Below are 26094 nucleotides of genomic sequence, written 5' to 3' on the forward strand. Positions count from 1 at the left end.
TACCCTATCTTTAGTGTTTAAACGAGCGATTATTTGATTGTTTAAGATAACGTACAAGGTCTGAAATGGTTGCAATATGATATGTTTTCGCGTCATTTTGCCGAATCATTAGGGCATAGGTATTCTCAAAGCCTAGGCTGCTGAGTGTCTTTATTTGGTGTTTTCTTGCCAATGTTTTACGTATATAGCTGGCCACACTGTCGGGTTGCTGTATGAAGGATTGATAGGTGGCTTCAGGGGTTTTTAAAAGTACCAACAGCGCCGTTCCGGTATATTCAGGATAAAGGTCAATCTGGTCGTTTTTCAAGGCCTCGAAGGCGATTTGAGTGCCGCCAAGTCCTGTTTTGAGTACGGGTTGGTATGGGGTATGATGAGCCACTAGCTGCGCAATGATTTGGCCTAAGATATACTGTTCGGTAAATTTTTTGCCTCCGATACGCAGCTTATCTGCTTGCAGATTAGGCGGTATTGGCTGCCCTCTGAGCCAGCCCTTGGCTTCTAAAAAGGCTTTGGCGGCGGCCTGAGGCGATTGTTTTTGGCCATCTACAGCATAATTAAGGCGGCGCATTTCTTCAACACTGATACGCAAGGTGTCAAGCAAGGCGACTATTTCGGGAAAACGCTGTGTAAAATCTGCCTGCAACAACGGCACAGCCGCATAGGGCGGAAAATAGCGGAGGTCATCTTCTAGCACTTGTAGTTGATAGGCTTCTATGCGCCCATCAGTAGAATACCCCCCGATGACATCTACTTCTCCTGTTTTGAGTGCTTGATACATCAACCCTGCATCCAGCTCTACAGTACGCAAGGCTTGGGGCATTTGATAGCGCATTTGCAGGCCCGGATATCCATCGGCACGGGCTACAAACTCTGCATCGAATCCCATACGGAAACGCTGTCCGTTGTTGGAAGTTTGATTGCCAAGGGCGCTTATTGCCCAATAAATAAAGCACAGCCCCAACCCCAAGCAGGCTCCTATCCCCCACGCCCGCCACGGTAACGGGCGGCGTACGCGGCGCTCCGCCCAAGCCAAGAGTGTGTCTAGGCCAATGGCCAAAAGCGCTGCCGGAATAGCGCCCGAAAGTACCATATAACTGTTGTTGAGGGCTACGCCTCTGAAAATAAATTCGCCCAAACCACCCGCAGCCACCAAGGCACACAAAGTAGCTACTCCGACATTGATGACGGTAGCAGTGCGCAAGCCTGCAAAAATAGTGGGCAAGGCCAAGGGTAATGTTACTTTCCAAAGCAACTGCCGTTGGGTCATTCCTATGGCTAAGGCGGCCTCGCGTATGTGTGGATCCACTTCCCGAAGCCCGGTATATGCATTGCGCGCAATAGGCAACAGGCTATATAAGAACAGGGCTGTAATGGCCGGTATCGCCCCTATGCCCAATAATGGCAACATAAAGCCCAAGAGCGCCAAGCTGGGCACAGTCTGAATAACACCCAATACTCCCAAAACAAAGGCCGCAGCCTTAGGCCGACGGCTGAGCCAAATACCAATGATCAAACCTAGGGCGATGGCCAACACAAGCGATGCACCGGTAAGGTATAGATGTTGTAAGGTTTGGCGTAAAATTTCGTTGCGTTGAGTATAAAAAAAGAGCAAAAAATCTTGCATAGCAGGTTTGGGTTTATGTAGTGGGCAGCCCCCCCAGCGCTTCGGCAAGCGCTCCTAGACGCGTATACGTAGGCGACTGTAGTGCAGGAGAGTACCAAGACAAGTGGGTGGCCTTGGCCAAAAGCGCCTCTTCGAGGATTTGGGCAAGGCTCTGTTGAGGGTTCTTAATCGGCAATGCCTTGTGTTGTTGGGGCATAAACGCATCCTCGGGCAGGACATCGGCTATTTCCCCCCACTGCAATAGGTGTGTCAGCAATGTAAACCGCTGCTCGGCAAAAAACTGCCGGACAAAGTCGTTGGCAGGGCTTTGGAGTAGTGTTGCAGGGCTGCCCTGCTGCTGGATACGCCCTTCGTGCATCAGGCAAAGCCTGTCGGCCAAGAGCACGGCCTCGGTCATATCGTGGGTTACGAAGACGATGGTCTTGCCTTTGAGCGCGTCGAGCTGTGTAAATTGCCGGCGCAGCTCTAGGCGCGTGATGGGGTCAAGCGCGCCAAACGGCTCGTCCATCAGCAGCAAGTCTGGGTCAGCGGCTAAGGCGCGGACAATCCCCACACGTTGCTGTTGGCCACCACTAAGCTGGTGTGGGTAGCGTGTGAGCAAGTCAGCGTCCATCTGTACCATAGTCATCAGCTCCTCCAAACGGTCTTTGATACGGCTTTCGGGCCAGCGCAACAAACGCGGCACTACGGCGATATTGTCAGCAATGGTATAGTGAGGGAACAAGCCGGTGTGTTGCATCACATAGCCAATCCGCCGGCGCAAGTCCGTAACTGGCCAAGTATCAGTAGGCTTGCCTTCGAGCCTGACTACCCCCGTGTCGGGGTTGATGAGGCGGTTAATCATCTTGAGTGTGGTAGTTTTGCCACTGCCACTAGTCCCCAAAAGCACCAAGGTCTGCCCTTGAGATACCGCTGTAGATACCTCTGCCACCACCGCCTTGCCCTCATAATATTTCCCTAAACCCTCTAATTGCAGCATAAAATCATCTTTGGTAGGGTCAAAGATGGGAACTTGGTATTTTAATTGCAACTATCTGCTCAAAAAGCCGCCCCAACAAACCTAATAGGCACTCTAAGCACAACAAAAAGCCAAGCCAAGTGCTTGATACCTCTCATTGATGTAGGAATCTTGAGGTAAATGTTTTTTTTTGTTCAATTTTCACTTAGATTTGACTACCCAAAAACACCATAACCTTATGGCACAAAACAAACAAAAGCAACGAAGAGCCATCCGCGCTTGGATTAATTTGTTTTTTACAATCAATATTTTTCTGGTAGTCTTCAACTACGGTTGGACGCTTTTGTCCAATACAGCAGCAGAGCGCGATGCAGTTTATGTGAATATTTCTAAGGCCAATGAGTATTTTCTTGATAAGCTAGGCCTGATTATCTCCTCCATTGCCGCCGGTGATGATGAGCTGCGCGAAGTACTCAAAAAAAATGTGCGTGTATACGAAACGAATCTCAATGCGCTACTCAATGGTGGCCAGATAAGCCTAGAACAAGATGTGATTCAAATCAGTGCGTCGAGAGGCACTAGCGCCGAGAAACTACGCGAAATAGATCGCCAATGGCTGGCACTAAAGCCCCAACTATTGACGATTGTAGAAGAACCGGCTCAGGTCGACAGTATAGTGGCTATTGCGGGTATGGAGCGCCCCATTGTGCAAGAAGTACAAGCCCCCGACAGCCTCAGCGCTGCCGACAGCCTAGGCCTCGGCGAAGTGGCCACAACGAGCGCAGTAGCCGCCAACAGCCGCACCATCAGAGTGCCCAACCCCCGTGCACAGCGGGCTTATGTATATGCTCAGGGAAACCTTGAAGAGCTTTTGACCAAAAGCCGCGAACTGACCAAAATATACGCCGGGCAACTTCGGGACAGCCAGAGCAATATCCAAGTAGTGCAGTTTATCGCCGTATTGCTCAACCTTGGTTTGCTGGCCTTTGGCGCTTTCAATATCATTATCCGCTTTATCAATCCTTTGGGCAAACTTGCTCTCACTGCCCAAGATGTTGCCCAAGGAGACGTAAATGCCAAAGTAGACTACAACCGTAACAACGAAATCGGAACACTGGCAGACAGCTTGAACCTTGTGGTAGAGAGCTTTAAGAAGTATGCAGAATTTGCTAATAATATCGGTAAAGAAAAATTTGACACCGACTTCAAAGTCAATAGCGAAAAAGATACCCTAGGATATGCCCTACTCGGGATGCGTGATAGCTTGCGTACCGTAGCCGAAGAAGACTACAAACGCAACTGGGCCAACGAAGGGTTTACACTCTTTAGCAATATCTTGCGAAATACCAGCCTAGAGATGAAGGAGCTGAGCTACGAAATCATCTCTAACCTTGTGAAATACATCGATGCAAACCAAGGTGGCTTGTTTTTGTTGATTGATGACGAAGACAGCGGGCAATCTTTCTTGGAGCTTCAGGCAGCTTTTGCCTACAACAAGCGGAAGTATGAAGACCGTACTGTGCGGATGGGGCAGGGGCTGCTAGGGCAGGCTGTGTTGGAAAAGGAAATTACCTATCTCGACAAAATCCCCCAAGATTATATCCGCATAGGCTCCGGCCTCGGCGAATCACGCCCCAGTGTGTTGTTGATAGCTCCGCTGATTTTTAACGAAAAGGTGGTTGGCGCTATCGAAATCGCCTCTTTCCAAGCCTTCAAAGACTATGAGGTGAAGTTTATCACAGAGATTTGTGAGACTATCGCCTCCACTATCTCGTCCGTAAAAATCAACGAAAACACCAAACGCCTCCTAGAGGAGTCGGAGTTGAACGCCGAGAAGATGAAGGAACAAGAAGAGGAAATGAAGCAAAACCTCGAAATCTTGGCCGCCACACAAGACGAGATGCAGCGCAACCAAGAAACCCTCGAGCAATACAAACACAGCCTAGAAGCCGAAGTACAAAACCGCACACAAGAGCTGCAAGTAAAAGAAAAGGAACTATCCAATACCTTGGTTCAGTTGCGTGGGATTATGGAGAGTACGACGGCGGGCGTGGTCGCCCTCAACCCTGCCTACGAGGTCATCTCCTACAATACCCAAATGGCTGAGCTTGTAGAGAAATTCTACCAAAACACCATCCAAGAAGGCGCACTGTGGTCAGAGGTAATTCAGAACGACGGCGAAGACTTGCTCCAGACCCTGCCCCTCTGGAAAAGCGCCCTCCAAGGCGAATCAAGCATCATCGAAACCGCCATCAGAGACCCCAAAGATACGCAAATCTACTGGTATGAGATTGTCATCAACCCTATCCAGACAGAGAGCGGGGAGCTGATTGGTGCCTCGATGTTTATCCGTGATATCAGCAACCGTAAACAAGCACAACGTGCTGTAGAGCGTACTGCCCGTATCTTGGACAACTCCACCAACGAAGTATACCTGTTCCGCGCTGACGACTACCGCTTCGTCAATGTCAACGAACGAGGCCGACGGGCTTTGGGCTATACCCTCGAAGAGCTACAAGAAATGCCTTTTTATGTGCTCGAACTATCGTTTGATAAAGAAGGCTTTGAGCAATTTGTACAACCGCTTCGTGAAGGCGATACGACCAACCTCCTTTTTGAAACCGTTTACCAACGCAAGGATGGCTCTACCTATGATGTAGAGGTGAATATGCAGCTCTTCGCAGATGAAAACCCACCTATTTTTGCGGCCATCGCACAGGATATTTCTGAACGTAAGCTCAAAGAACAAGACTTGGAAGAGGCCATCACCCGCTTCAACCTCGTAACTGCCGCCGCTCGCGAAGGGCTTTGGGAGATTTATGTCGAAAACGCCGATGAGCCACTCAGCCAAGACAACCAGTTCTGGTGGTCGCGCCAATGCAAATCATTGCTGGGCTTTGAAGACCGTGAGCTGGGCAATACCATCGATAGCTGGAGTTCACTACTGCATCCCGAAGATAAAGAACGTATCGTAACTCAGTTGGCAGCCCACATCAGCGACCGCAGCGGGCAGACTCCCTACGAGGTTGAGTATCGCATGCTGACCAAAAGCGGGGAATACCTCTGGTTCTCTTCTTCAGCGGCAACCCTACGTGATGCCGACGGTAAGGCGATGCGTATGGCCGGAGCCATCCGCGATATTAGCCGACGTAAGAAGGCCGAGCAAAACCTGCTGGAGCAAATGGCGCAAAATGAGACCATACTCAATGCCGCCTTCGACTGTATTGTAGCCATCGACATGCGCGGGCGCATCTTCTCTATCAACAAAGCCCTAGAGGATGTGTTTGGGTATGAAGAAAGCGAGCTAATAGGCAAAAATGTGAAGATACTGATGCCCGATGAGCAAGCCGCAGGCCACGACCGCCATATGAAAACCTATCACGAAACCGGTGTGAAGAAAATCATTGGCAAGGTGCGTCGTGAACACGCTCGCAAAAAGGATGGAACCATATTCCCCATCGAGATTTCTATCTCTGAAGGTAATGTAGGTAATCGCCGTTTCTATATCGGTATCTTGCGCGATATCAGCGACTTGGAGGCGCAAACCCGTGAACTCCTCTGGCAAGCACAGCGGATGGAAGCCCTCTCAGAGGTAGCCCGCGAAGGATTTGTCTTCCATCAAGGTGGCAATGTGCGCGACATCAACCTGACATTCAGCGAGCTGAGTGGGTATGGCCGCGAAGAGTTATTGGATACGCCTTTGCTGTCTTTGTTTGAAGAAGCCGACCACCGTGCCATCCAGCAACTCTTGATAGAGGACACGGCCACACCAGTACGGTTGCCCATGATTTGCCAAGACAAAACCAAGAAAATGGTCGAACTCAGCAACCGTAGCGTGGTGTTTGAGGGGGCTGTCAAAGAATATATCCTGTCTGTATATTGGCGGCAAGGCTAGTCTATTGCCATAGTCGCTAGGACAAAAACAACACAGACCATCAAGGCGCTACGACCTTTTTCGGCTGTGTTGTTTTGTTTGAGTGAATATATCCACCAAGTAACAGAGATGAGTATCATCCTAACCCCTCCCCTTCCACAGTCTTTTTATACCCGTACTGATGTGGTACAAATTGCCCGTGAATTATTGGGTAAACAACTTTTTACGCACCAAGAAGGCGTATTGACCGGCGGTATCATTGTCGAAACAGAAGCCTACTGTGGCGCCAGCGACAAGGCCTGCCACGCACATCTTAACCGGCGTACCAAACGTACGGCACCTATGTTTGAAGCTGGGGGTATCAGTTATGTTTATCTCTGTTATGGCATCCACGCCCTGCTCAACGTAGTTACTAATGTTGCCGGACAGGCCGATGCAGTCCTAATCCGTGCGATTGCCCCTACTGTAGGACTGGAGCAGATGCAAGCACGTAGAGGCTTGGCTAAAATAAGCCCCAAGTTGACTGCCGGCCCCGGCATACTCTCACAAGCATTGGGAATCCGGACAGCTCAAAACGCCCAAATAATGTATGCTCCTACCCCTGAAGCAGAAGTCCAACTATGGATTGCCGAAGGCGAACCTATCAGGCCTGAACAAATAGTGGCCGGCCCAAGAGTTGGAGTAGCTTATGCGCAAGAAGATGCATTATTGCCTTGGCGTTTCTGCCTCAAAGGTAGCCCTTGGGTTAGTCCTGCCGTGCCTAAATACAATTAGACAGCTGATAATCAAAATTTTATACTGTTTTGGAACACGACCTACTCGCATTGGCTCAAGCCCAAGCCCAGCTACAAGCCCAAGTACATATCCCCCCTGCCGGGCAGGGTTTTGTACCACAAATCGACAGCCTATTACTGACCTTGGATGTACAATACAAAGACGATGAGGCTTTTGTGGCAGGTGATTTTCAGTACTACGACGGCCAGTGGCTCTATACCTTGGTAACACAGCTTACGGTAGGGTTTCCGTATGTTTCGGGCTATTTTTGCTTTCGAGAAGGGCCTGTACTCCAAGCTTTTTATGACCGTGTGTTGCAGGCCGGCTACCTCCGACCTGATATCCTGTTGGTAGATGGGCACGGCATCGCACACCCGCGTGGGCTGGGGGTGGCTTCGTGGTTGGGTATTCATACAGGGCAGCCCTGTGTGGGAGTAGCCAAGCGGGCACTATTACGTTATGAGGGGCAGCTAGCCGAAGATATGGGCAGCACCTTGCCGCTGCTCGACAGTGAAGACGGGACAACGGTAGGTTATGTAGTCCGTACTCAGGCTAGTGTCAAACCGCTGTTTGTCAGCCCTGGGCACTTGGTCAGTGTTGATCAAAGTTTGGATTTGCTCCAGCACCTACAAGGCAGCTACCGCCTGCCTGAGTGTATCCGTCGCGCCGACCAAGCCGCAAGGGCTTTTGCTGTTAGGCGTGAAGGCGATTATGACATCATCTGAGCATAAGGGGGCAACATCGCTTCTTCAAATACCCACTTGCCCGAGTCATTCTGGATGGCCGTTAACCAACGAAGCCCATTGGTCAAACAAATCACTTGGGCTTGTAACTTGGCCTGATAGGTCAGTGCTTGGTGCAGGGTGCTTTCGGATAAAGGTATTTCGGGTGCTTTGCACTCTATCAGTACCCAAGGTTGGGTAGTTTGGGGATGATACAGCACCACATCCGTGCGCAATTGCTTGATGCCATAGCGCAAGCCGCGCTCTACTTGTACCCAACCTTGGGGGTAGCCCAAGCCCTGAATTAGGTATTGGAGCGTTTGCTGACGCACCCACTCTTCGGGCTGAAGAGAGACATATTGCTTGCGGATTATATCCCACACATATAGGCCTTGGGGGCGACGCTGAAGGCGCAAATCATATAAGGGAAATATCCAGGCTGGATCTTGATTGCTTGACATAAAGAAAACAATTATGAAAAAGCAACTTAATCATTTGCACCCAAAACTGCAATCAATAGCTAAGGAAACAGTCACGCCACTGGACATTTTTCAAATCCCACCGCTGTACCCAATCACAATTGGTTTGGGAAATCTGCGCACTGAAAATCTTTGATAATCAAGGAAATCAAATCCTGTAAATCTCCAAATCTTGTGAATCTTGGTATAAAACTATAGGCTAAGTCTCATTTTAGTCCCAAAAGAGCACCCAGCTTGTTTCGGAGCTGGAGCTCCGAGCTACTTTTCCAAAAACACACCGTGGTTTGTAAAACAGTATTATTCCTCTTTGTGCATCCAGTACATCAGTTCTACTTCTTCATCAAAATAGTGTACTTCGAGGTTTTCATTTCCCAAACCACTCATTGCCTTGGCCATAGAAGCCCGCGTGTTGAGGTCTGGGCTAACCAGAACTCCTACCTTGCGCTGCCCTTTTTCGACGGCGTAGCGGAGCACATTCTCAGCAGTCCATTGACGTAAGGCAGGGCTGATGACAAAGTTCTTGAGCTTGCGCGCATCTATGATTACATTCACTGGGCGGTATAAATCTATGGCTTTCAGATAGTTGATGGATACTTTTCTGAATTCTTCTTCGGTGATTTGTGTACTCTCAGCACGCCAGCGCATTTTGAAAAGCTTTTGATCAGCTAGATACACAAACTCATAATATCGAGATAGGTTATTTTGTTGAGTGCCCATAGTAGTTTGCAAGTTTGAGGTTGTTGAAAATACAGTAGTTTGTTTGTATTGCATATCATTCGCAATGATACTTGAGTAATATTACTCTGTGTTTCGCAGGAATGTTGCTTCACTCCGGTATTTGTTCGATAAAACGGGCACTCGTTTCGGTCAATGTTGATTCAGAGGAGATAAGGGCGCGACAGGCTCTAAGAAGGTTTTAGTCCATTCTAGGCCTGTCAAACCATTGGTAAGCTTGAGCAATATTATCAAAATATTGGGTGTCAAACCAAGCGCCTTCCCGTTCTTCCATCGCTTGTTCTACAGAGAGTTGCGTTACCAAATCAGTATTGACAATATAAGCCACCCTCCGTTGTCCTGCTTTGTATACCCTTGGGAACACCGTACTGGCTGACCATTGTTGCTCCTCTGGAGAGATGATGTAATTTAGTTCCCTCAAATCAATCAATACATTGGGGCAGCGGTATTGCTCCACAAAATCAACATACAACAACGAAAGTTGTTTGAACTCGCTCTTGGTCATTCTGGCGCTCTCGGCTAACCATTTAAGCGTAATAAGCCTTTGTGGAGCTGAGTAGTTTAGCTCTCCATATCGCAATAATGGATGACTAGGTGTTGGCTTCATCATCATTAAGCTCGGATTAGTGATTTTTGGTGCTTTATATAACTTTCGCTACTCCCTTTTGCATAGCTACCCCCTTTTATGGATGAGAAAAATTGTACTAGGTATTAGGCTTCCAAGTACATAAAAGCACTTTTTGGGCAGCATCCCAGCGCCACTCCACCTACTCAACAGTGTATAGTGGATGTGATATTTTTCTGACTTTTATAAAGTTACTGCTTTGTCTTGATAATTCCAAAGGCTGATACTGATTTTCTTGTTTGAGGTATTTGCCTGCCAACATCTGATATTTTTGTAGCAGGTTTTCAAAAATCAAGGGCTTAGGTTTGAAGCCAATACGATTATTTGCCTAATTTTGCTGTCTACCTATCGGTTTTGCATTTTTAAGTTTGAATTAGACCTCTATGCTTCGTACTCATACTTGCGGCGAACTACGCCTCACTCATATTGGCCAAGAAGTAACGCTCTGTGGCTGGGTTCAGCGTGTGCGCGACAAAGGCCGCGTACTTTGGGCGGATCTACGCGACCGCTATGGCCTTACCCAGCTCCAAGCCGAAGAGGGCATCAGCAGCCCCGAAATCATTGCGCAAATGCGCTCCCTTGGGCGCGAGTTTGTCATTGCGGCTACCGGCACGGTAATAGAGCGCATTTCCAAAAACCCTGACATGCCTACCGGCGACATCGAAATCAAGGTCAGCCGTATCGAAATCTTAAATGCGGCCAAAACCCCACCCTTTTTGATAGAAGACGAAACCGACGGCGGAGATGAGCTGCGGATGCAATACCGCTACCTCGACCTGCGCCGCAATGCCGTCCGCCGCAACTTAGAGCTACGCCACCGCCTCAACATCGAAACCCGCAAGTACTTAGATGGCTTGGGCTTTATAGATGTAGAAACACCTGTACTCATCAAATCTACACCCGAAGGCGCTCGCGACTTTGTAGTGCCCTCTCGGATGAACCCCGGAGAGTTTTACGCACTGCCCCAGTCGCCTCAGACTTTCAAGCAGCTCCTGATGGTATCGGGCTTCGACCGCTACTACCAACTCGTAAAGTGCTTCCGCGATGAAGACCTTCGCGCCGACCGGCAACCTGAGTTTACCCAGATAGACTGTGAGATGGCTTTTGTAACACAGACCGATATTTTGCAGACTTTTGAAGGGCTGACCAAGCACCTCTTCCGTGTGGTAAAAGGCATTGACCTGCCCGACTTTGCCGTAATGCCTTACAGCGAAGCGATGGAATATTATGGCTCTGACAAGCCTGACACGCGCTTCGGGATGCGCTTTGTCAACCTAAATGCCCTTACCAAGGGCAAGGGCTTCCCAGTGTTTGAGCAGGCCGAGCTTGTGGTGGGGATTTGTGCCCAAGGAGCGGCAGAGTACACCCGCAAGCAGCTCGACGACCTGACCAAGTTTGTTCAGCGTCCTCAAATCGGTGCTAAAGGCCTCGTGTATGTCAAATACAACACCGATGGCAGCCTCAAATCGTCGGTAGATAAGTTTTATAACCCTGAAGACTTGCGCACTTGGGCAGAGGCCATGCAGGCTCAACCTGGCGACCTGATGCTCATCCTTGCAGGAGAGGACAAGGCCACCCGCAAACAACTCAATGAGTTGCGTCTCGAAATGGGCAGCCAACTAGGCCTGCGCCCCCGCGACCAGTACTCCGTACTCTGGGTAACGGACTTCCCACTACTCGATTGGGATGAGGAAACGCAACGCTGGCACGCCATGCACCACCCCTTCACCTCGCCCAAGGCCGAAGACCAAGCCCTGCTCGATACCGACCCCGGCGCAGTGCGCGCCAATGCGTATGACCTGGTCATCAATGGGGTAGAGGTAGGCGGTGGTTCTATCCGTATCTATCAGCGGGAGCTGCAAGAAAAAATGCTTGCCCTCCTTGGCTTTAGCCCCGAGGAGGCACGGGCGCAGTTTGGCTTCTTGATGGATGCTTTTGAGTATGGTGCGCCGCCACACGGGGGGATTGCCTTTGGCTTTGACCGCCTTTGTGCCTTGATGGGCGGGGTAGACTCTATCCGCGATTTTATCGCTTTCCCAAAAAATAACGCTGGGCGTGATGTGATGATTAACTCGCCCTCGCCTATAGCCCCTGAGCAACTCGACGAACTACACATAGGTCTTAAAAAAGGGTAAATGTTACCCACACTATAGCGGATGTTGGGTGTTTTTCCCCAACTAGATATTCCGAAACCCACGGCTAACACCGTGGGTTCTTTGTTCTAACGCCACTGACTGCGTCCCCACAGGGATTTGGCCACGAATGTGCGGATTGTGGTGGTATGCATACCTAATTCAACATATTATTCATTGTTGATAGAGCGCACCTTCGAAAGACCAAGTCTTATCTCATCCATTATGGGCTTGGCAACAACTCCTACTTGTTTTACAAACCTCTCCTGCGCAACCGACCGCACTTGAAAGCTATCCGCCGCCGAGACCTTTGTGAGTCCATTTTCTTGATTAGGCACTAGTTTTATCATCCAAGGGGCGATTTCATATCTATCCTTCCAATCGGTTATGGGCACAATAATTTTGAGCGGCAATCTCCCAAGTGCGTCGTCGTTCACTATGACAGCAGGTCTTATCTTTTTAATCTCGGCTCCTAGTGTTGGGTCAAGATTTATCAACCATATCTCACCTTGTTTCATAAAAGCTTTCAAAATCAAGACCGCTAAATGCAGTCAGCTCGGTGTCGTTGAGATAATCTCCATACAGTGCGTCTGCTGCTTTTTTCATCTCCTCTGCCTCCTCCTCTTTTCGCATTAAGTACATTGAGCGCTCAATCACATAAATTCGCTTTTTGAGAGGTAGTTTCTGAATTTCTTTGATGAGTTCCTGAGTTTCCATAGCAAATGATTTATTGTACGAAAATGATAGTCTCCCCTCTTTTTCAATACTACAAATCTCTCTCCAAAAAAACAAGGCTCTACCCCGCCGCGAGGCCTTGATATGATGCCTGATATTTGGCCCCGAATGTGTGGATTGTATTTTGCCACACCTGACTGCATCCCCACAAGTGCAGGCGGATACCTTCGTCTATTTCCATACCGTACAGCCAAGCCCGATGATCTGGTTGTCGGTTTGGAGCTGGTGCAATACGGTGGTATCTTCGGCTGTTGTGGTTTGGGTGTATGTGCTGACAATCTGTTGGTGAAGCAGCGCTTCAGCTTTGTAAAGCAGGTCAAGGGTTTGGAGTTGGCGATCGGTAAAGGTAGCAGCGATGGGGTTGAGCAACCAATGGGCAAAATAGGCGTTGTTGGCGTGTTGATTAGGGTCTAGTTGGTGCCAATGGACGGTGTATTGAGCGCTGTTTGGGGTTTCGGCAGCTTCGGACAGGGGGCGCAACTTGCGCATAAGCGGGGGTAGGGGCGCAAAAGGAGGCTCAAATACAAAGCGCATCACGGCTTCGGGTAGGGCAATCATCTTGCGGCTGTGGGTGTCCATCACGGCCCAGACACTGGTGGCCTCGGCCAAGAGCTGGCCGCTATGGGCTGCGGTAACCCTAAAATCTCTGTAAAAAAAGTATTTGTCTTGCCGGACAGGGTAGGTATCTACACATACGGCAGTCCCCATCAGGGGCATTTCGTGGAGTTGCATGTACATTCGAGAGAGCACCCAAGTAAGCCCCTGTTCCAGTAGGTGGTCTACAGCGATGCCCAAATGCCATACATGATTGGCGGCGGCCTCTTGGAGGTAGTTCATCAGGTGATAAGGACTTAGGCGGCGCGAGGGGTCGGTTTCGTAGCTACGCACCGTAAAGTGCTCTTGGTAATGGCGTGGGAGCAGGGTGGGGTCTGTCATGAATGGTAGGGGTGATTCATTGAACCAAAAAACAAGCCCAAGCTAAAGAAGATTCGTAGCAATTGCAATTTTATACCAAGATTCACTTGGTTTGAGGATTTACAGAGTTTTATTTTCTTGATAATTAAGAATTTTCTATTCCCCAAACAAGCCATTGGACACTTCCACACCAAATCCATTAATTTCTCTTTGGGCGTGTATGGTGGCGGTATTGAGCCAAGTCAAAAAAAGACATAACACAAGACTTAAAGTCAAGGTGTGGGAGTGTGTATACATCGTATGTTTTGATTTTAGGGGCAAATACGTTTTGGTTTGTAGATTTGTGCGCAGCTGTTGTGTGGGGGAGTTGTACTAAAGACCGTGGGACTTGATGAGTGCGCCCATATTGTCTACCAATCCCCTTACTTAGTTCATAAAACCAGAGACCACACTCTTGAACACTTTTGGTTTTTGTCGCTGCTACACTCATTTTGACCTCCGGCTTTGTGGCCAAGGCACAAACAACTACACCCTGCCGCATCACTTGATACCGACAGGGTGAACAGAAGCCGCCAAGGTGGTAAACTTACAACATCCGAATAGTTTGTAGCGCCTCTATTGCCTCAAAATAATAGCTTGGCCAAAGCTCATCTACTTGTTGGTAGAGCGTGAGGACTACAATCACATCTTCAAAGTTGGCATTAGTCAGGTAGTATGCGCACACCCACGTACTCTCACCATCTTCATCAGCTGGCGTGGTGATTTCCTTTTTCATACAAGGGATACCGTTGACCTCTGCACCTTCTGTTTTTGCTTGTGCGACCAAGTGGCGGTATTTGGAGCCAACCTCTTTTCTGAGGAAATCATCAATAGCGTCTAGGGTTTTATCATAATCAGTAGATACGCCAAAGCTACGGATAGAGATGAACCCATAGGGCAGCCGAGGTGCGGAGAAGGTGTACACTTCCTTGTCTTTATCTATCTTCCATCCTTCGGGTGGTTTGATTCCGAGACCAAACATCTTGGTTTCTTTTTGTGCATATAGACTTGCGCCCGAGGCCAATATCCAAAAACAAAAAAAGGCACTGAATAGGGGGAGATAATTTTTAGGACGGTGTGTTTGCATAGTTGTATCAATTAAAATAAGTTCTATGTGTGTTTATCATTCGCTTTAACGGCCACTGGCGGGTCGTTAGTTGTACTATCACAGAGCCGTTTTGTGTAGTCGCTAGATGGCTTTGCAAACAACCTTTATCTGGGCGCTAGTCCTTATTAGACAGATACTCACAGGTTAAAACTGTGGATTAAGCCTCATTGTACCCCAAAATGCGGCCTCAGCTTGTCTCGCTCGGCGCTAGCGCTTCGAGCTACTTTTCCAAAAATGTCCAGTGGCGTTACAGGCGCTAGTCCTTTCAAAAAATCGTACCTTTGGGGAGCTATATACGTTTCAACCTTTTGAGCGATGTCTACCTCAAAAACTTACCATATTTTTTGTTATGACCTCATCAACTAATCAAAACACCAGCCATATCCTTGTATTGGGGGGCGGCGAGAGCGGCTTTGGGGCTGCGTTGCTGGCTCACCACCGTAAGTTTCAGGTGCTCCTATCAGACAAGGGGCGCTTGCAGTCAAAATATCGGGAGCCGCTTGCAGAGGCCGGGATTTTGTTTGAAGAGGGTACACACACCCTAGCCGAACAATGGCTGCGCCAAGCCCAAGAGGGGCAGATACAGCTCGAAATCATCAAAAGCCCGGGTATTCCTGACAAAGTGCCGCTCATACAGCAGGCCTTGGCCATAGGTATCCCCATTATTTCGGAGATAGAGTTTGGGGCACGTTATACTCAAGCCATCATCGTAGCCATAACGGGAAGCAATGGCAAAACCACGACCGCCACCCTCATTCACCACCTGATGCAGCAAGCTGGGCTGTCAGTAGGGTTAGGGGGTAATATCGGGGAAAGCTTTGCCAAGCAGGTCATTGACGACCCTTACCCTTATTGGGTGCTCGAAGTAAGCAGTTTCCAGCTCGACAACTGCTTCCAGTTTCGACCCAAGGTAGCCGTGTTGCTCAACATCACCCCCGACCACCTCGATCGCTACGACTATGTGTTTGAGCGCTATATCGATTCTAAGTTCCGCATCTGCCAAGCCCAACAGGCCGACGACTATTTTATCTACTCCTTTGAAAGCAAACCTATTGTAGATACCATACGGCAACGTGGCGACCTCGAACCCTATGCCTTGCCTTTTATGATTGATAAGCCAGAGGCCGCCAGCCCTACAAATCGTGCCTTTGTGGCCGATGGGCAGATTATAGCCAATGTAACCCTCCACGCCGAGCAATCGAAATTTAGCTTCCCCGTCAATGAATTAACGATCAAGGGTAAACACAATTTGAGCAATGCGATGGCGGCCATCTTGGCCTGCCAAGCCTTAGATGTGAAACCCGAAAAAATTGTAAAGGGTCTCAAAACTTTTCGTACCATCGAGCACCGCCTCGAAGAAGTGGCTACTATCCGTGGGGTCAAATTTTATAATGACTCCAAAGCTACCAATGTTGATGCCGTATATTATGCCTTGGAAGCTTTCGCCCGACAAAAAGGCAAAATTATCTGGATAGCGGGCGGCACTGACAAAGGCAATGATTATGCGCCGTTGCTGCCCCTAGTGCGCGGGGCAGTCAGTACCTTGGTGTGTCTTGGGCTAGATAATGAGAAACTGGTAGAAACCTTTAGCCCACACATTCCCCACGTACACCAAACCACCCACATCAGCGAGGCCGTCAGTATGGCCTATGCCGCCGCCCAACCCGGCGATATCGTGTTGTTGTCTCCGGCTTGTGCCAGCTTCGACTTGTTTAAAAATTATGAAGACCGAGGTCGCCAGTTTAAGCAGGCCGTTAAGGCGCTCTACAAGCGCCAAGGGGAAACAGACATCTGAGGTGTGTGATTATCCCCCCCCTCCTCCAAAGACCTCCTGTTTTGGGAAGGGGGGAGATTTAGGCTAACGCTCCATTTCGTAAGCTATTACCCAATCTATGGCCTCTTGTTTATCCTCAAAAAACATCACAACAAAGTTTTTATCAGCCGAAACTACCGGTGCAATCAATTGTTATTCGGCCAATTGGGAAATCATATCTTTAAAAAGTACAATGACCGAAGCTACCGCGTGTCCGGGCAGTTAATCAAAAATATACTGATTGACCCAATCCTATAAGTCAGGCGTAACCGGAAATCCCATCTCTTATTCATCTACCACTATTTTGTGGACTTCGTGCTTGAGCAGTAGCGCCAAATAATTCAAAAACTCTCTGCAGTCTGTCTAAAAACTAGTTTTGGTGAAGATAGCAAAAAGCCAAGAAAAATCCATAGCTTAGGGAATGAAATTTATACTTGGTAAAAACAGGGCTACTTACAGCCTTACTGCTCCCCTTGAGGAGCTGGTATCTCCTGACAATTGACAATGTGGTGCGGCGCATAGACCTTTTTGTAGAGAGTTTAGACTTAGCTCCTTTGGGCTTTTTTGGCTAATTTTAAGCCACTTATAGGAAATAATTTTTGTATTTTTCAAAGTATTCGTACCAAATATGCGTCTCGCTACGAGCTGGTATAGCCTTGGTACAGCGTGTTTTAATGGGTTTTTAGATAGATTGACGTAACATAACACTAAACCAATGGATATCAAAACAATACAAGCACAACTACGGGAGCTCTTCCCTACTTTTACCGAAGTCCCTGATACACAATTGGCTTGGCTGGCAGCCAAATCGGAGTTAAACACATTGGCCGAAGGTGATTATCTCTTCCGCAAAGGAGAAGCAGCCACACATATGTACTGCCTACTACAGGGTAGTCTCAACCTTTTCCTGTCCCAAGGAGGCAAACAACGCATTGTCGGTAATTACAAAGTTGGTAAAATCACAGGGGTACTCCCCTACTCTCGTGTCAAAGAAACGCTTGGCGACCTCAAAGCCGCCGAGGCGACCCTTGTCTTGCAACTACACCGCGACCACCTCCCCGAAATGATCCAACACCACCACGAGCTCACCCAGAGCCTCGTGCATCTGATGACCTCCCGCGTGCGTGAGTTTGCCCAACAACAAACGATGAACGAAAAACTGATGGCTTTGGGTAAGCTCTCGGCGGGGCTTGCACACGAACTCAACAACCCCGCTGCAGCCATTGTGCGTAGCGCGCAAGCGCTCCAAAAGCACCTCCACGCCCAGCCCGAAAGTTTCAAACAAACCATCGCCATCCGCCTAGAGCCAAACGTCATCGACCAAGTCAACAATCTCCTTTTTGCTAAAATCAGCCCCACTGCGCTACGCCCTCGGCTGAGCCTGCTTGAGAAAAACGCCCTAGAAGACGATCTAGCCGACTGGCTCAGCCAACACCAAGTAGTTGATGCCTTCGAGCTGGCCGAAAACTTAGTGAACTTTGGGTTTACATTAGCTGACTTGGAGCAAATTTGGGCCTGTACCGGAAGCGCCTACTTTGCCCCTGTTATCCGTTGGATTCAGAACAACCTCATCACCGAAAAAATGGTGGCCGAAATCCACGAAGCCTCACAGCGGATTGCTGCCCTGATACAATCTGTCAAACGCTATTCGTATATGGACAGAGATGCTGACGTACAGGAGGTCAACGTAGTGGAAGGCTTGCGCAATACCTTGGTGATGCTGGGGCATAAGCTCAAAGCCGCACAAATTACGGTTGTGGAACGGTTTGATCCTCAAGCCAACACTGTGCGAGGGTTCCCTGGAGAGCTCAACCAAATTTGGACCAACCTCATCGACAATGCCATTGATGCGATGGCAGACAGCCCCCAAAAAACGCTCGAAATCCAGACTAGACGAGAGGGGGAGGTTGTCAAAGTGATTGTAAAGGACTCGGGCAAGGGTATTCCTGTCGAAATCCAAAACCAAGTGTTTGAACCCTTCTTCACGACCAAAGGTATCGGCCAAGGTACTGGACTTGGGCTTGATATTGTCCAGAAGGTAGTCCAACAACACGATGCCACCATCCAGCTTCACTCCCAGCCAGGCAACACCAGCTTCGAGGTTTGTTTTCCACCACAGGCGAGTACACAAGATGATACAGACACTAAACACTAGGGGCTTTAGGTAAAATTTCGTACTTTTCTGAAAAAACCGCCACAGGCATACCTCTATGAAGCAGCCCATCATTTTTTCTGTCGACGATGACCCACAGGTACTTCAGGCCATCAACCGCGATTTGCGCAGCCAGTACCGCCAAAAATACCGCATTATGGCCACCGATTCGGCACAAGAGGCGCTTGAAGCACTGCAAGCCCTCAAGAACAAAGGCGAGCAGGTGGCGCTCTTACTCTCTGACCAGCGGATGCCACAGATGCAAGGCATCGATTTTTTGGAACAGGCCAAGCGCCTCTACCCCGAAGCCAAGCGTGTGCTCCTAACGGCCTACTCCGATACCGATGCGGCTATCAAGGCCATCAATGATGTGCAGCTTGACTACTATTTGCTCAAACCTTGGGATCCACCCGAAGAAAAACTCTACCCCGTTTTACAAGACTTGCTCGACGATTGGGAGGCGCAATACATCCCCGAACTCAGCGGTGTGAAGGTAGTAGGCTACCAGTTTTCGCCCCAATCGCATAAGCTCAAAGACTTCTTACACGCCAACCTTTTCCCCTACCACTGGCTGGACTATGAAACCCAGCCCGATGCCCAGGCGCTCATTCAAAGCAATGGGATTGCGCCTCAGGAGCTGCCTGTCATATTTTTTGAAGATGGTACATTCTTGCGCAACCCGGCGCTGCCTCAGGTAGCACAACAAATTGGTCTCAAACCCGATGCATCGGCGGCTGTATACGATGTGGCCATCATCGGGGCGGGGCCTGCGGGTTTGGCTGCTGCTGTGTATGGCGCATCGGAGGGCTTACAAACCCTGCTCATCGACCGTCGTGCGCCTGGAGGGCAGGCAGGCACAAGCTCCCGCATCGAAAACTACCTCGGCTTCCCCACCGGTCTGAGCGGCGCCGACCTTGCCCGCCGCGCCATCACCCAAGCCACCCGCTTCGGCGCAGAGTTTTTGTCGCCCAGGCAAGTGGTCAGCATCCAGCGCCACGAAAACCTCAAACAAATTACCTTCGACGACGGCCAGCAGCTCTACACCAAGAGCATCGTCATCGCTACGGGGGTAGACTACCGCCAGCTCGATACCCCGGGCATTGCGCAGTTTACGGGAGCAGGCATCTACTATGGCGCAGCCACCACAGAGGCTGCCAGCTGCAAAAACAGTGAGGTATATGTGGTAGGAGGTGGCAACTCTGCCGGACAGGCAGCGATGTATCTGTCTAAGTTTGCCCAAAGGGTTCACATCCTCATCCGGCGCGAAGACCTGAGCAGCACGATGTCTTCGTACTTGATAGACCAAATCAACAACACCGAAAATATCCAAGTACTCCCCTTTACCGAGATTACAAAGGCCGAAGGAAAAGAACAACTCGAAACCCTGATACTCTATAACCACCAAACCAACACCAACCAACAAGTAGTGGCCAAGGCACTTTTTATCTTCATCGGTGCCAAACCTTATACCGACTGGCTGGGAGAGGAGGTGCTCAAAGATACCAAGGGGTTTGTCTACACTGGGCGCGACCTGCTACTGCACGCGGGCTTCAAAAAACTTTGGAAACACCCCCGCGACCCCTACCTGCTCGAAACCAGTACTCCGGGTATTTTTGCCGCCGGTGATGTTCGCTCAGGGGCGATGAACCGTGTGGCTTCTGCTGTAGGTGAAGGCTCTATGGCCATCAGCTTTGTACACAAGTACCTGACGGAAATATAAACCCACATCGCTCAATGAAAAAATCAATAAGCCCACTGTTCCAAAAACTGAACTTCAAAAACCATCCCGCCATCTTGGCGCTCTACGCTCCTGAGTCGATGAGCGAAGAACTCGCCGCTATCAGCGCCCACACTCCGGTACATACCCAAGTGGCTGCACTTGAGGAAATCGCCTTTGCCCTAGTATTCGTCACTACACAAGAGACGATTACCCAAACCATAGAAGCCATAGCCCCCAAACTAGTGGGCGACGCGGTGCTGTGGTTTTGCTACCCCAAGGGGACATCCAAAAAATATCGTTGTGATTTCAACCGCGATACTGGATGGGAAGTACTGGGACAATACGAACTCGAAGGTGTGCGTCAAGTAGCTATTGACGAAAACTGGAGTGCACTGCGCTTCCGAAAAGTAGCCTACATCAAAACCCTTAGCCGTACCAAGCTCAAACCCATCTCTGAATCGGGACGCAAAAAAGCAGCGGAGTGATACGCTCCACCTGTGTATATAAGGGGTGGGAAAAATAGCCTATCTACCGGGGATTTGAGACTAACAGCGGGGCGGTCTCTTGGTGTAATTTTGTAGTATACTATTATGATTACATCATTCTATTAATCCCTTGAAATTATGCACATTGTACGTAGTGTCTTGACGCTGATTATTCTAGCTTCGCTCTTATTTCAATATCGCTATCTGCTCATTCCTGAGGCTTTGGCAGGCGATGAAGGTATCCATTTTTTTGAAGGAAGCATCAAAGAAGCAGTTTCCGAAGCAAAAAAAGACAACAAATTGGTCTTCATCGATGTGTATGCTACTTGGTGCGGCCCTTGTATACGGATGAAAAAAACCAGCTTCCGCAGTGTTGCTGTTGGACAGCTGTACAACCAACATTTTATCAATATTGCCATTGATGGAGAAACTCCCGAAGGAGCTAAAGTTATTAAACAATATGGTGTGCAAGCCTATCCTACCTTACTTTTTATTGATGCAGAGGGTAAATTAGTTGGTAAATCGGTAGGGTTCCAAGGGGAACAATCCTTGCTTTCTATTGGGCAACAAGCATTGGTACAAACACGTTAGCAAAGGTGTTATCCCTTGTTATTCAACTTATTGCTTTATTATTCTATGAACATTCCTGCCTATTGTCAAGAAGACCTCATCCGCCTGCGTCAATTGATTGCTTTGCTTACCGTTGAACAATACCGGCAGCCGTGTGAGTGGCTCTCACAAGCTACTATTGGCCAACACATCCGCCATATACTCTCTTTTTATGATTGTGTGTTGCGGCAGATGCCTAAAGGGTGTATTTGCTATGATCAGCGCAATCGTGATATCCGATTAGAGCACAACCCCTCTTTTGCGATTCATATTCTTGAGCAACTGTTGCCTTTGCTTCAATATTATCAAGAAGATCAGGATCTACAGTTGACAGCCAGCTATGCCCCTACTATGGAGGCGCAAGAAGAGGCGTATTGTTCAACCAGCTATTTTAGAGAATTATCCTATTGTTTGGAGCACAGCGTCCACCACCAAGCACTCATCAAGATAGGGCTGCGCGAACAATCCTTACTTTTATTGATTGATGAAGCCTTTGGGGTCGCTGCCGCTACCCTTCGTTACCAAACTACAAGCAATTCGTGAGACCACAAGTAATCAACCGATCCTCCACAGGGTATGCGCTTGTGTTGGCTTGGCCTAAAACCTATTGCAAACAAGCCGGCAGCTGGTACGATGGGTTAATGCGCCTTGTGGGTTTCAATCAGGCGTATTATTATCAGGTAGGGCATTCGGCCATTGTATTGATAAAAACTAGCACTGGCAGCTGCCACTATTTTGATTTTGGCAGATACCATTCGCCTTTGGGTTATGGGCGGGTGCGCGATGCAGAGACCGATCCCGAGCTATCCATCGAGCATTTGGTACAAGCAGCCTTGCCTGATCGACAAGACCTGCTCCCTGTGTTAGAAGTCCTACAACAAAACTCCGCCTGCCACGGATCGGGTGTACTGATGGCGGCCTGTGTGCCTATTAATTTTGAAGCAGCCTATTTTGTAGCCAAAACATACCAGCAAGATAGTCCTCTACGCTACGGGCCTTTTATTGCCGGGGGCACCAATTGTTCAAGGTTTGTTCGTAAGGTATTGTTAGCCGGAACCCTGTCGTCGAAATTATGGTGGCAATTACAACTACCACACCATCGGTATCCAACCCCTTTGGGCTTGGTGAAGGCCGCCGGAGGGCAAAATATCCATACAATCGGTGGCGGCTTCCCCGTAATAAAGCCGGTATTGCCTCACTCAGCGCTCCACAACATCCTAAACCCTCCTCTTAGGCCTGATAATGTACCTCCGTCAGCCCAATGGCTTGCGGGCGAAGGCGCAGGTTCTTGGTATGATTTGTCTGAGACACAAATTAAAGGTGAATATCGTTTACAGCGTTTTGATGCCTCAGGTATTTTGGAAAGCCAGACCTACCATGTTGGCTCATACCACTTCGACAGCAGCAAGCCCTACCAGATAGGCTACCTCTCTCACGCACAGCGGGTTTTGGTATTGCAAAACCACCAACGCTACTATCTTTTCAACATCAGCCAAAGGACTACACCTATACATACTGCCGACATGTACCTTGACGGAACTTACACAGGCAACCCCTCGTACCCACAATAACCTTGTTGGCATCATTCACTCACCAAAATATTTAGTAATCATATGATTTATCGCGGTTCTTCAGGAGAATATCTTGAAATTACAAACATTGATGCCAGCAATAGTACATTACTAGAAGAAATCCCAAGCAGCAGCTTAACCATTGTCTGGTTTGAAAGAGGTGAGAATGTACTAGAGGTAGATGCCGTTCGGCATATCTTTGAAGCACAACAGGTAGTCTGCCTAACAGAATTTCATAGAATAAAAGTAAAACACATAGAAAAAGCACGAATGATTCGCTTCAACCGCGCTTTCTATTGTATTATCCATCACGATAGCGAAGTTGGATGCAAAGGAGTCCTGTTTTTTGGGGCATCCACCTTGCCAAAATTCAAGATTTTGGAGGCTTCCCGCGATACTTTCGAAACAGTATACAAAGTATTTTGCTTGGAAATGGAGTCCAGAGACGAGCTACAGCTCGAAATGCTGCAAATGGTTCTCAAGCGGTGGCTGATTCTTTGTACGAGAGCTTATAAAGAACAAACCTCTACCGAAGTACTCGAACCAGCCCAACACGACTTGATTCGAGCGTTTAATTTTTTAGTCGAGCAGCATTTTCGTACCAAACATACCGTAGCGGCTTATGCCGATTTATTGCATAAATCTCCCAAAACGCTAGCAAATGTATTTGCCAAAATTTCAGATAAAACACCCTTGCAGTTTATTCAAGAACGGAAAATGCTCGAAGCCCGGCGACTGTTACGTTATACAGACAAGAGTGTCAAAGAAATAGCCTATGAAATTGGGTTTGAAGATATTCAGACCTTTAGCCGTTTTTTTAGGAATAAAGAGGGCTGTGCACCCACGGTGTATCGAGAAGGTACTCAAGGAAAAAATGAGACTGATTGGGGTAATTTAGCCTAACTTCTACTGTAACAGTTGTCATAATTTTGCAGTGTTAGTTGATTTACACCCCCTAAAAATTATTTTGTCATGCTACAGTTCACCGTACCTACCAAGGCCGACGTATCGGCCAACAACCAAGCCATTTTTGACAATCTCAATAAGGGTTTGGGCTTTGTGCCTAATTTATATGCAACGCTCGCCTACTCCAACACAGCACTAGAAGCTTATCTACAGTTTCAGAGTGCGCCTACAAGTTTTTCCAAAAAAGAAAAAGAGGCCATCAACCTTGTGGTAAGTCAAGTCAACGGCTGTCAATATTGCCAAGCGGCACACACGGCTTTGGGCAAAATGAATGGCTTCAATGATGAGCAAATTCTAGAGCTACGCAAAGGTATCGCCTCTTGGGATAGCAAAACAGACGCACTCGTACGATTGGCCAAAGAGGTTACAGAGAAAAAAGGCAACCTAAGTGGTGATGCTTTACAAAGCTTTTTTGACGCTGGATATACCAAGGCACATTTGATAGATTTGGTGCTGTTGATAGCAGATAAGATTGTGATGAACTATGTTCACAATATCACCCAAGTACCTATTGATTTTCCAGAAGCCCCTGTGTTATAACTTCTAGGCCTCACGCTTACCCCTCCGGCTGACGATGGGTTAAATCCTATCCTTCTTCCGTGAGGGGTATTTTTATAGGCTTTAGGCCTTTTTTAGCAACATAGTTGCAGTAACATAGGCGGGAAAAACAATATTTTTTAAACCCACTGTAGTTGCGACACCATAGGGAGGCTAAGGGTATCGCTCCTCTGGGGCTTTTTTTATACTAAACGCCACCAGACATTTTCCAAGTCCTACTGTGGGTCAGGTCTCCTTTTATCCTCTTATTATTGACACATATTTAACCACAAAGCGCGCAAAAAATCATCCATATTTCAGACTTTTTTGGCGCCTGTCTGGTAGCGTGTGTTGGGTTTGGTGATTGTTACAGGAACAACGCAAACAGCCTCTACCTCCCCAAGCCCAACAAAGTCTCCACGATGGCCTCTGCGGCTTGCGGGCGGGCCAATTGGGCGATGTTTTGGCTTAGCTCGGCTTGGCGGGCTTTGTCTTGGAGTAGGGCAAGGGTTTGGGGCAGCAGGTCGGTGGCAGCGCGGGCATTGGGCACGAGCAGGGCAGCGTTGGCCTGCACAAGCGCTTGCGCATTTTTGGTCTGGTGGTCTTCGGCAGCGGTGGGCAGGGGTACAAAAATAGGTGGCTTGCGGGCTATACACAGTTCTGATACCGATAGCGCTCCGGCTCTTGATACAACCACGTCGGCGGTGGTATAGGCCTTGGCCATTTCTTGGATGAAGACCGTCCGGTGGATGCCGGTTTGGGCTTGCCAATTTTGGGAGGCTTCACTTTCTACAAAGCTATTTTTGCCTGTTTGCCATACCACCTGCACCCCCGCGTCGAGCAGCTGGGGCAGTCCTGCGGCAATGGCTTCGTTGATGCTGCGTGCTCCTTGGCTTCCGCCAATCACGAGCAGCACGGGCTTGTCGGCGCTGAGGCCGAAAAAGCGCAGCGCCTCCTCCCGTTGGTCGGTGAGCGCCACAATGTCTTGGCGGACGGGGTTGCCCGTCAGATGGATTTTATCTGCCGGAAAATAGAGCTCCATTCCCGGATAGGCCACACAAATCGCCTGCACACGTTTGGAAAGCCACTTGTTGGTCAGGCCGGCATACGAGTTTTGTTCTTGGATCAATGCCGGGATACCCATTTGCGTAGCCGCATACAGCAGTGGGCCGCTGGCATAGCCCCCCACCCCTACTACTGCATCCGGACGGAAGCGTTTCAGAATTGCCCGTGCTTTATTGAGGCTGTGGAGTAGTTTGAAAGGAAAGCTAAGGTTGTCGAGCGTCAGGCGGCGCTGGATGCCGCTAATCCATAGGCCTTCGATGGGATAGCCTGCGGCGGGGACTTTTTCCATCTCCATTTTCCCCTCAGCACCCACAAAGAGAATGTCTGCATCGGGTACGACGGCCTTGATTTGGTTGGCAATGGCGATGGCCGGAAAAATATGGCCGCCTGTACCGCCACCACTGATTACAAATTTGCGCATATTTATCTAAAACTTGCTTTCTTATAAAGAACGAG

Annotated in this window: 23 protein-coding genes; 13 read left to right on the forward strand and 10 right to left on the reverse strand. The window is 48.8% G+C overall.

Annotation, left to right across the window (positions count from 1 at the left end; translation table 11 throughout):
* Window positions 1-10 precede the first annotated feature (10 nt).
* Window positions 11-1624 (reverse strand): ABC transporter permease/substrate-binding protein, encoded by a 1614-nt coding sequence (locus G499_RS0106795; RefSeq protein ID WP_026999325.1) that lies wholly within the window; start codon window positions 1622-1624, stop codon window positions 11-13.
* A gap of 13 nt (window positions 1625-1637) precedes the next feature.
* A complete protein-coding gene (locus G499_RS18990; protein WP_081413677.1) occupies window positions 1638-2603 on the reverse strand; it encodes an ATP-binding cassette domain-containing protein in 966 nt (321 codons plus the stop codon).
* Window positions 2604-2820: 217 nt separating this feature from the next.
* On the opposite strand from G499_RS18990, the gene G499_RS20980 reads away from it, so the two are divergent.
* The 3 genes from G499_RS20980 (at window position 2821) to G499_RS19000 (ending at window position 7955) form a co-directional block, all read left to right on the forward strand.
* Window positions 2821-6477: a PAS domain S-box protein gene (locus G499_RS20980; RefSeq protein WP_051296007.1), complete on the forward strand. Its 3657-nt coding sequence runs from the start codon at window positions 2821-2823 to the stop codon at window positions 6475-6477.
* Window positions 6478-6585: 108 nt separating this feature from the next.
* On the forward strand, window positions 6586-7230 hold the full coding sequence (locus G499_RS0106810) for a DNA-3-methyladenine glycosylase (RefSeq protein WP_026999326.1): 645 nt from the start codon (window positions 6586-6588) through the stop codon (window positions 7228-7230).
* 29 nt (window positions 7231-7259) lie between these two features.
* Window positions 7260-7955 (forward strand): endonuclease V, encoded by a 696-nt coding sequence (locus tag G499_RS19000; protein WP_035726787.1) that lies wholly within the window; start codon window positions 7260-7262, stop codon window positions 7953-7955.
* Here G499_RS19000 and G499_RS0106820 read toward each other — a convergent pair.
* The 3 genes from G499_RS0106820 to G499_RS0106830 form a co-directional block, all read right to left on the reverse strand.
* A complete protein-coding gene (locus G499_RS0106820) occupies window positions 7940-8413 on the reverse strand; it encodes a type I restriction enzyme HsdR N-terminal domain-containing protein (protein WP_051296010.1) in 474 nt (157 codons plus the stop codon). The genes G499_RS19000 and G499_RS0106820 overlap by 16 nt on opposite strands.
* A 315-nt stretch (window positions 8414-8728) precedes the next feature.
* Window positions 8729-9148, reverse strand: coding sequence for a hypothetical protein (locus tag G499_RS0106825; protein WP_154658344.1), 420 nt, complete (start codon window positions 9146-9148; stop codon window positions 8729-8731).
* Between the two features lie 199 nt (window positions 9149-9347).
* Window positions 9348-9671, reverse strand: coding sequence for a hypothetical protein (locus tag G499_RS0106830; RefSeq protein ID WP_154658345.1), 324 nt, complete (start codon window positions 9669-9671; stop codon window positions 9348-9350).
* A gap of 503 nt (window positions 9672-10174) precedes the next feature.
* Between G499_RS0106830 and aspS the strand changes: the two genes are divergently transcribed.
* Window positions 10175-11926 carry an aspartate--tRNA ligase gene (gene aspS / locus G499_RS0106835; RefSeq protein ID WP_026999330.1) on the forward strand — a complete coding sequence of 584 codons (1752 nt, stop codon included), beginning with the start codon at window positions 10175-10177 and terminating at the stop codon, window positions 11924-11926.
* A gap of 167 nt (window positions 11927-12093) precedes the next feature.
* On the opposite strand, the gene G499_RS0106840 is transcribed toward aspS, so the two are convergent.
* From G499_RS0106840 to G499_RS0106870, 4 genes are all read right to left on the reverse strand, one after another.
* Window positions 12094-12453: a type II toxin-antitoxin system PemK/MazF family toxin gene (locus G499_RS0106840; RefSeq protein ID WP_211231593.1), complete on the reverse strand. Its 360-nt coding sequence runs from the start codon at window positions 12451-12453 to the stop codon at window positions 12094-12096.
* Entirely contained in the window at window positions 12428-12640 is a 213-nt protein-coding gene (locus G499_RS0106845) for a hypothetical protein (RefSeq protein WP_026999332.1), read from the reverse strand. The genes G499_RS0106840 and G499_RS0106845 overlap by 26 nt, the downstream gene beginning before the upstream one ends.
* A gap of 189 nt (window positions 12641-12829) precedes the next feature.
* On the reverse strand, window positions 12830-13594 hold the full coding sequence (locus G499_RS0106855) for an acyl-[acyl-carrier-protein] thioesterase (protein WP_026999333.1): 765 nt from the start codon (window positions 13592-13594) through the stop codon (window positions 12830-12832).
* A 565-nt stretch (window positions 13595-14159) separates the two neighbouring features.
* Window positions 14160-14699 carry a hypothetical protein gene (locus G499_RS0106870; protein WP_026999336.1) on the reverse strand — a complete coding sequence of 180 codons (540 nt, stop codon included), beginning with the start codon at window positions 14697-14699 and terminating at the stop codon, window positions 14160-14162.
* A gap of 370 nt (window positions 14700-15069) precedes the next feature.
* Between G499_RS0106870 and murD the strand changes: the two genes are divergently transcribed.
* The 9 genes from murD (at window position 15070) to G499_RS0106925 (ending at window position 24576) form a co-directional block, all read left to right on the forward strand.
* Window positions 15070-16515: a UDP-N-acetylmuramoyl-L-alanine--D-glutamate ligase gene (murD, locus tag G499_RS19005; RefSeq protein ID WP_035726789.1), complete on the forward strand. Its 1446-nt coding sequence runs from the start codon at window positions 15070-15072 to the stop codon at window positions 16513-16515.
* A gap of 733 nt (window positions 16516-17248) precedes the next feature.
* Window positions 17249-18688: a sensor histidine kinase gene (locus tag G499_RS19010; protein ID WP_051296012.1), complete on the forward strand. Its 1440-nt coding sequence runs from the start codon at window positions 17249-17251 to the stop codon at window positions 18686-18688.
* 55 nt (window positions 18689-18743) lie between these two features.
* Window positions 18744-20405, forward strand: coding sequence for a response regulator (locus G499_RS0106895; protein WP_026999337.1), 1662 nt, complete (start codon window positions 18744-18746; stop codon window positions 20403-20405).
* 14 nt (window positions 20406-20419) lie between these two features.
* Window positions 20420-20890 (forward strand): hypothetical protein, encoded by a 471-nt coding sequence (locus tag G499_RS0106900; RefSeq protein ID WP_051296014.1) that lies wholly within the window; start codon window positions 20420-20422, stop codon window positions 20888-20890.
* A gap of 138 nt (window positions 20891-21028) precedes the next feature.
* Window positions 21029-21481: a thioredoxin family protein gene (locus G499_RS0106905; RefSeq protein WP_035726791.1), complete on the forward strand. Its 453-nt coding sequence runs from the start codon at window positions 21029-21031 to the stop codon at window positions 21479-21481.
* Between the two features lie 45 nt (window positions 21482-21526).
* On the forward strand, window positions 21527-22042 hold the full coding sequence (locus G499_RS0106910) for a DinB family protein (protein ID WP_154658346.1): 516 nt from the start codon (window positions 21527-21529) through the stop codon (window positions 22040-22042).
* Window positions 22039-23070: a DUF6695 family protein gene (locus G499_RS0106915; protein WP_026999341.1), complete on the forward strand. Its 1032-nt coding sequence runs from the start codon at window positions 22039-22041 to the stop codon at window positions 23068-23070. The genes G499_RS0106910 and G499_RS0106915 overlap by 4 nt, the downstream gene beginning before the upstream one ends.
* Window positions 23071-23112: 42 nt before the next feature.
* Window positions 23113-23973 (forward strand): helix-turn-helix domain-containing protein, encoded by an 861-nt coding sequence (locus tag G499_RS0106920; protein WP_026999342.1) that lies wholly within the window; start codon window positions 23113-23115, stop codon window positions 23971-23973.
* Between the two features lie 69 nt (window positions 23974-24042).
* Entirely contained in the window at window positions 24043-24576 is a 534-nt protein-coding gene (locus tag G499_RS0106925) for a carboxymuconolactone decarboxylase family protein (RefSeq protein WP_026999343.1), read from the forward strand.
* Window positions 24577-24964: 388 nt separating this feature from the next.
* Here the strand turns inward: G499_RS0106925 and murG are convergent, their stop codons facing one another.
* Window positions 24965-26059: an undecaprenyldiphospho-muramoylpentapeptide beta-N-acetylglucosaminyltransferase gene (gene murG, locus G499_RS0106930; RefSeq protein WP_026999344.1), complete on the reverse strand. Its 1095-nt coding sequence runs from the start codon at window positions 26057-26059 to the stop codon at window positions 24965-24967.
* Window positions 26060-26094 lie beyond the last annotated feature (35 nt).

Origin of the sequence: Eisenibacter elegans DSM 3317, from assembly GCF_000430505.1 — a bacterium.
In the GTDB taxonomy this organism is placed as follows: domain Bacteria; phylum Bacteroidota; class Bacteroidia; order Cytophagales; family Microscillaceae; genus Eisenibacter; species Eisenibacter elegans.

What these genes read in the sequence shown, in the direction of transcription:
- G499_RS0106925 (WP_026999343.1), top strand. Translation starts at nt 24,043, where the DNA reads ATGCTACAGTTCACCGTACCTACCAAGGCCGACGTATCGGCCAACAAC.
- murD (WP_035726789.1), top strand. Translation starts at nt 15,070, where the DNA reads ATGACCTCATCAACTAATCAAAACACCAGCCATATCCTTGTATTGGGG.
- aspS (WP_026999330.1), top strand. Translation starts at nt 10,175, where the DNA reads ATGCTTCGTACTCATACTTGCGGCGAACTACGCCTCACTCATATTGGC.
- G499_RS0106855 (WP_026999333.1), bottom strand. Translation starts at nt 13,594, where the DNA reads ATGACAGACCCCACCCTGCTCCCACGCCATTACCAAGAGCACTTTACG.
- G499_RS18990 (WP_081413677.1), bottom strand. Translation starts at nt 2,603, where the DNA reads ATGCTGCAATTAGAGGGTTTAGGGAAATATTATGAGGGCAAGGCGGTG.
- G499_RS0106810 (WP_026999326.1), top strand. Translation starts at nt 6,586, where the DNA reads ATGAGTATCATCCTAACCCCTCCCCTTCCACAGTCTTTTTATACCCGT.
- G499_RS0106825 (WP_154658344.1), bottom strand. Translation starts at nt 9,148, where the DNA reads ATGGGCACTCAACAAAATAACCTATCTCGATATTATGAGTTTGTGTAT.
- G499_RS0106895 (WP_026999337.1), top strand. Translation starts at nt 18,744, where the DNA reads ATGAAGCAGCCCATCATTTTTTCTGTCGACGATGACCCACAGGTACTT.
- G499_RS0106870 (WP_026999336.1), bottom strand. Translation starts at nt 14,699, where the DNA reads ATGCAAACACACCGTCCTAAAAATTATCTCCCCCTATTCAGTGCCTTT.
- G499_RS0106845 (WP_026999332.1), bottom strand. Translation starts at nt 12,640, where the DNA reads ATGGAAACTCAGGAACTCATCAAAGAAATTCAGAAACTACCTCTCAAA.
- G499_RS0106920 (WP_026999342.1), top strand. Translation starts at nt 23,113, where the DNA reads ATGATTTATCGCGGTTCTTCAGGAGAATATCTTGAAATTACAAACATT.
- G499_RS0106830 (WP_154658345.1), bottom strand. Translation starts at nt 9,671, where the DNA reads ATGACCAAGAGCGAGTTCAAACAACTTTCGTTGTTGTATGTTGATTTT.
- G499_RS0106820 (WP_051296010.1), bottom strand. Translation starts at nt 8,413, where the DNA reads ATGTCAAGCAATCAAGATCCAGCCTGGATATTTCCCTTATATGATTTG.
- G499_RS19010 (WP_051296012.1), top strand. Translation starts at nt 17,249, where the DNA reads ATGGATATCAAAACAATACAAGCACAACTACGGGAGCTCTTCCCTACT.
- G499_RS0106900 (WP_051296014.1), top strand. Translation starts at nt 20,420, where the DNA reads ATGAAAAAATCAATAAGCCCACTGTTCCAAAAACTGAACTTCAAAAAC.
- G499_RS0106795 (WP_026999325.1), bottom strand. Translation starts at nt 1,624, where the DNA reads ATGCAAGATTTTTTGCTCTTTTTTTATACTCAACGCAACGAAATTTTA.
- murG (WP_026999344.1), bottom strand. Translation starts at nt 26,059, where the DNA reads ATGCGCAAATTTGTAATCAGTGGTGGCGGTACAGGCGGCCATATTTTT.
- G499_RS20980 (WP_051296007.1), top strand. Translation starts at nt 2,821, where the DNA reads ATGGCACAAAACAAACAAAAGCAACGAAGAGCCATCCGCGCTTGGATT.
- G499_RS0106905 (WP_035726791.1), top strand. Translation starts at nt 21,029, where the DNA reads ATGCACATTGTACGTAGTGTCTTGACGCTGATTATTCTAGCTTCGCTC.
- G499_RS0106910 (WP_154658346.1), top strand. Translation starts at nt 21,527, where the DNA reads ATGAACATTCCTGCCTATTGTCAAGAAGACCTCATCCGCCTGCGTCAA.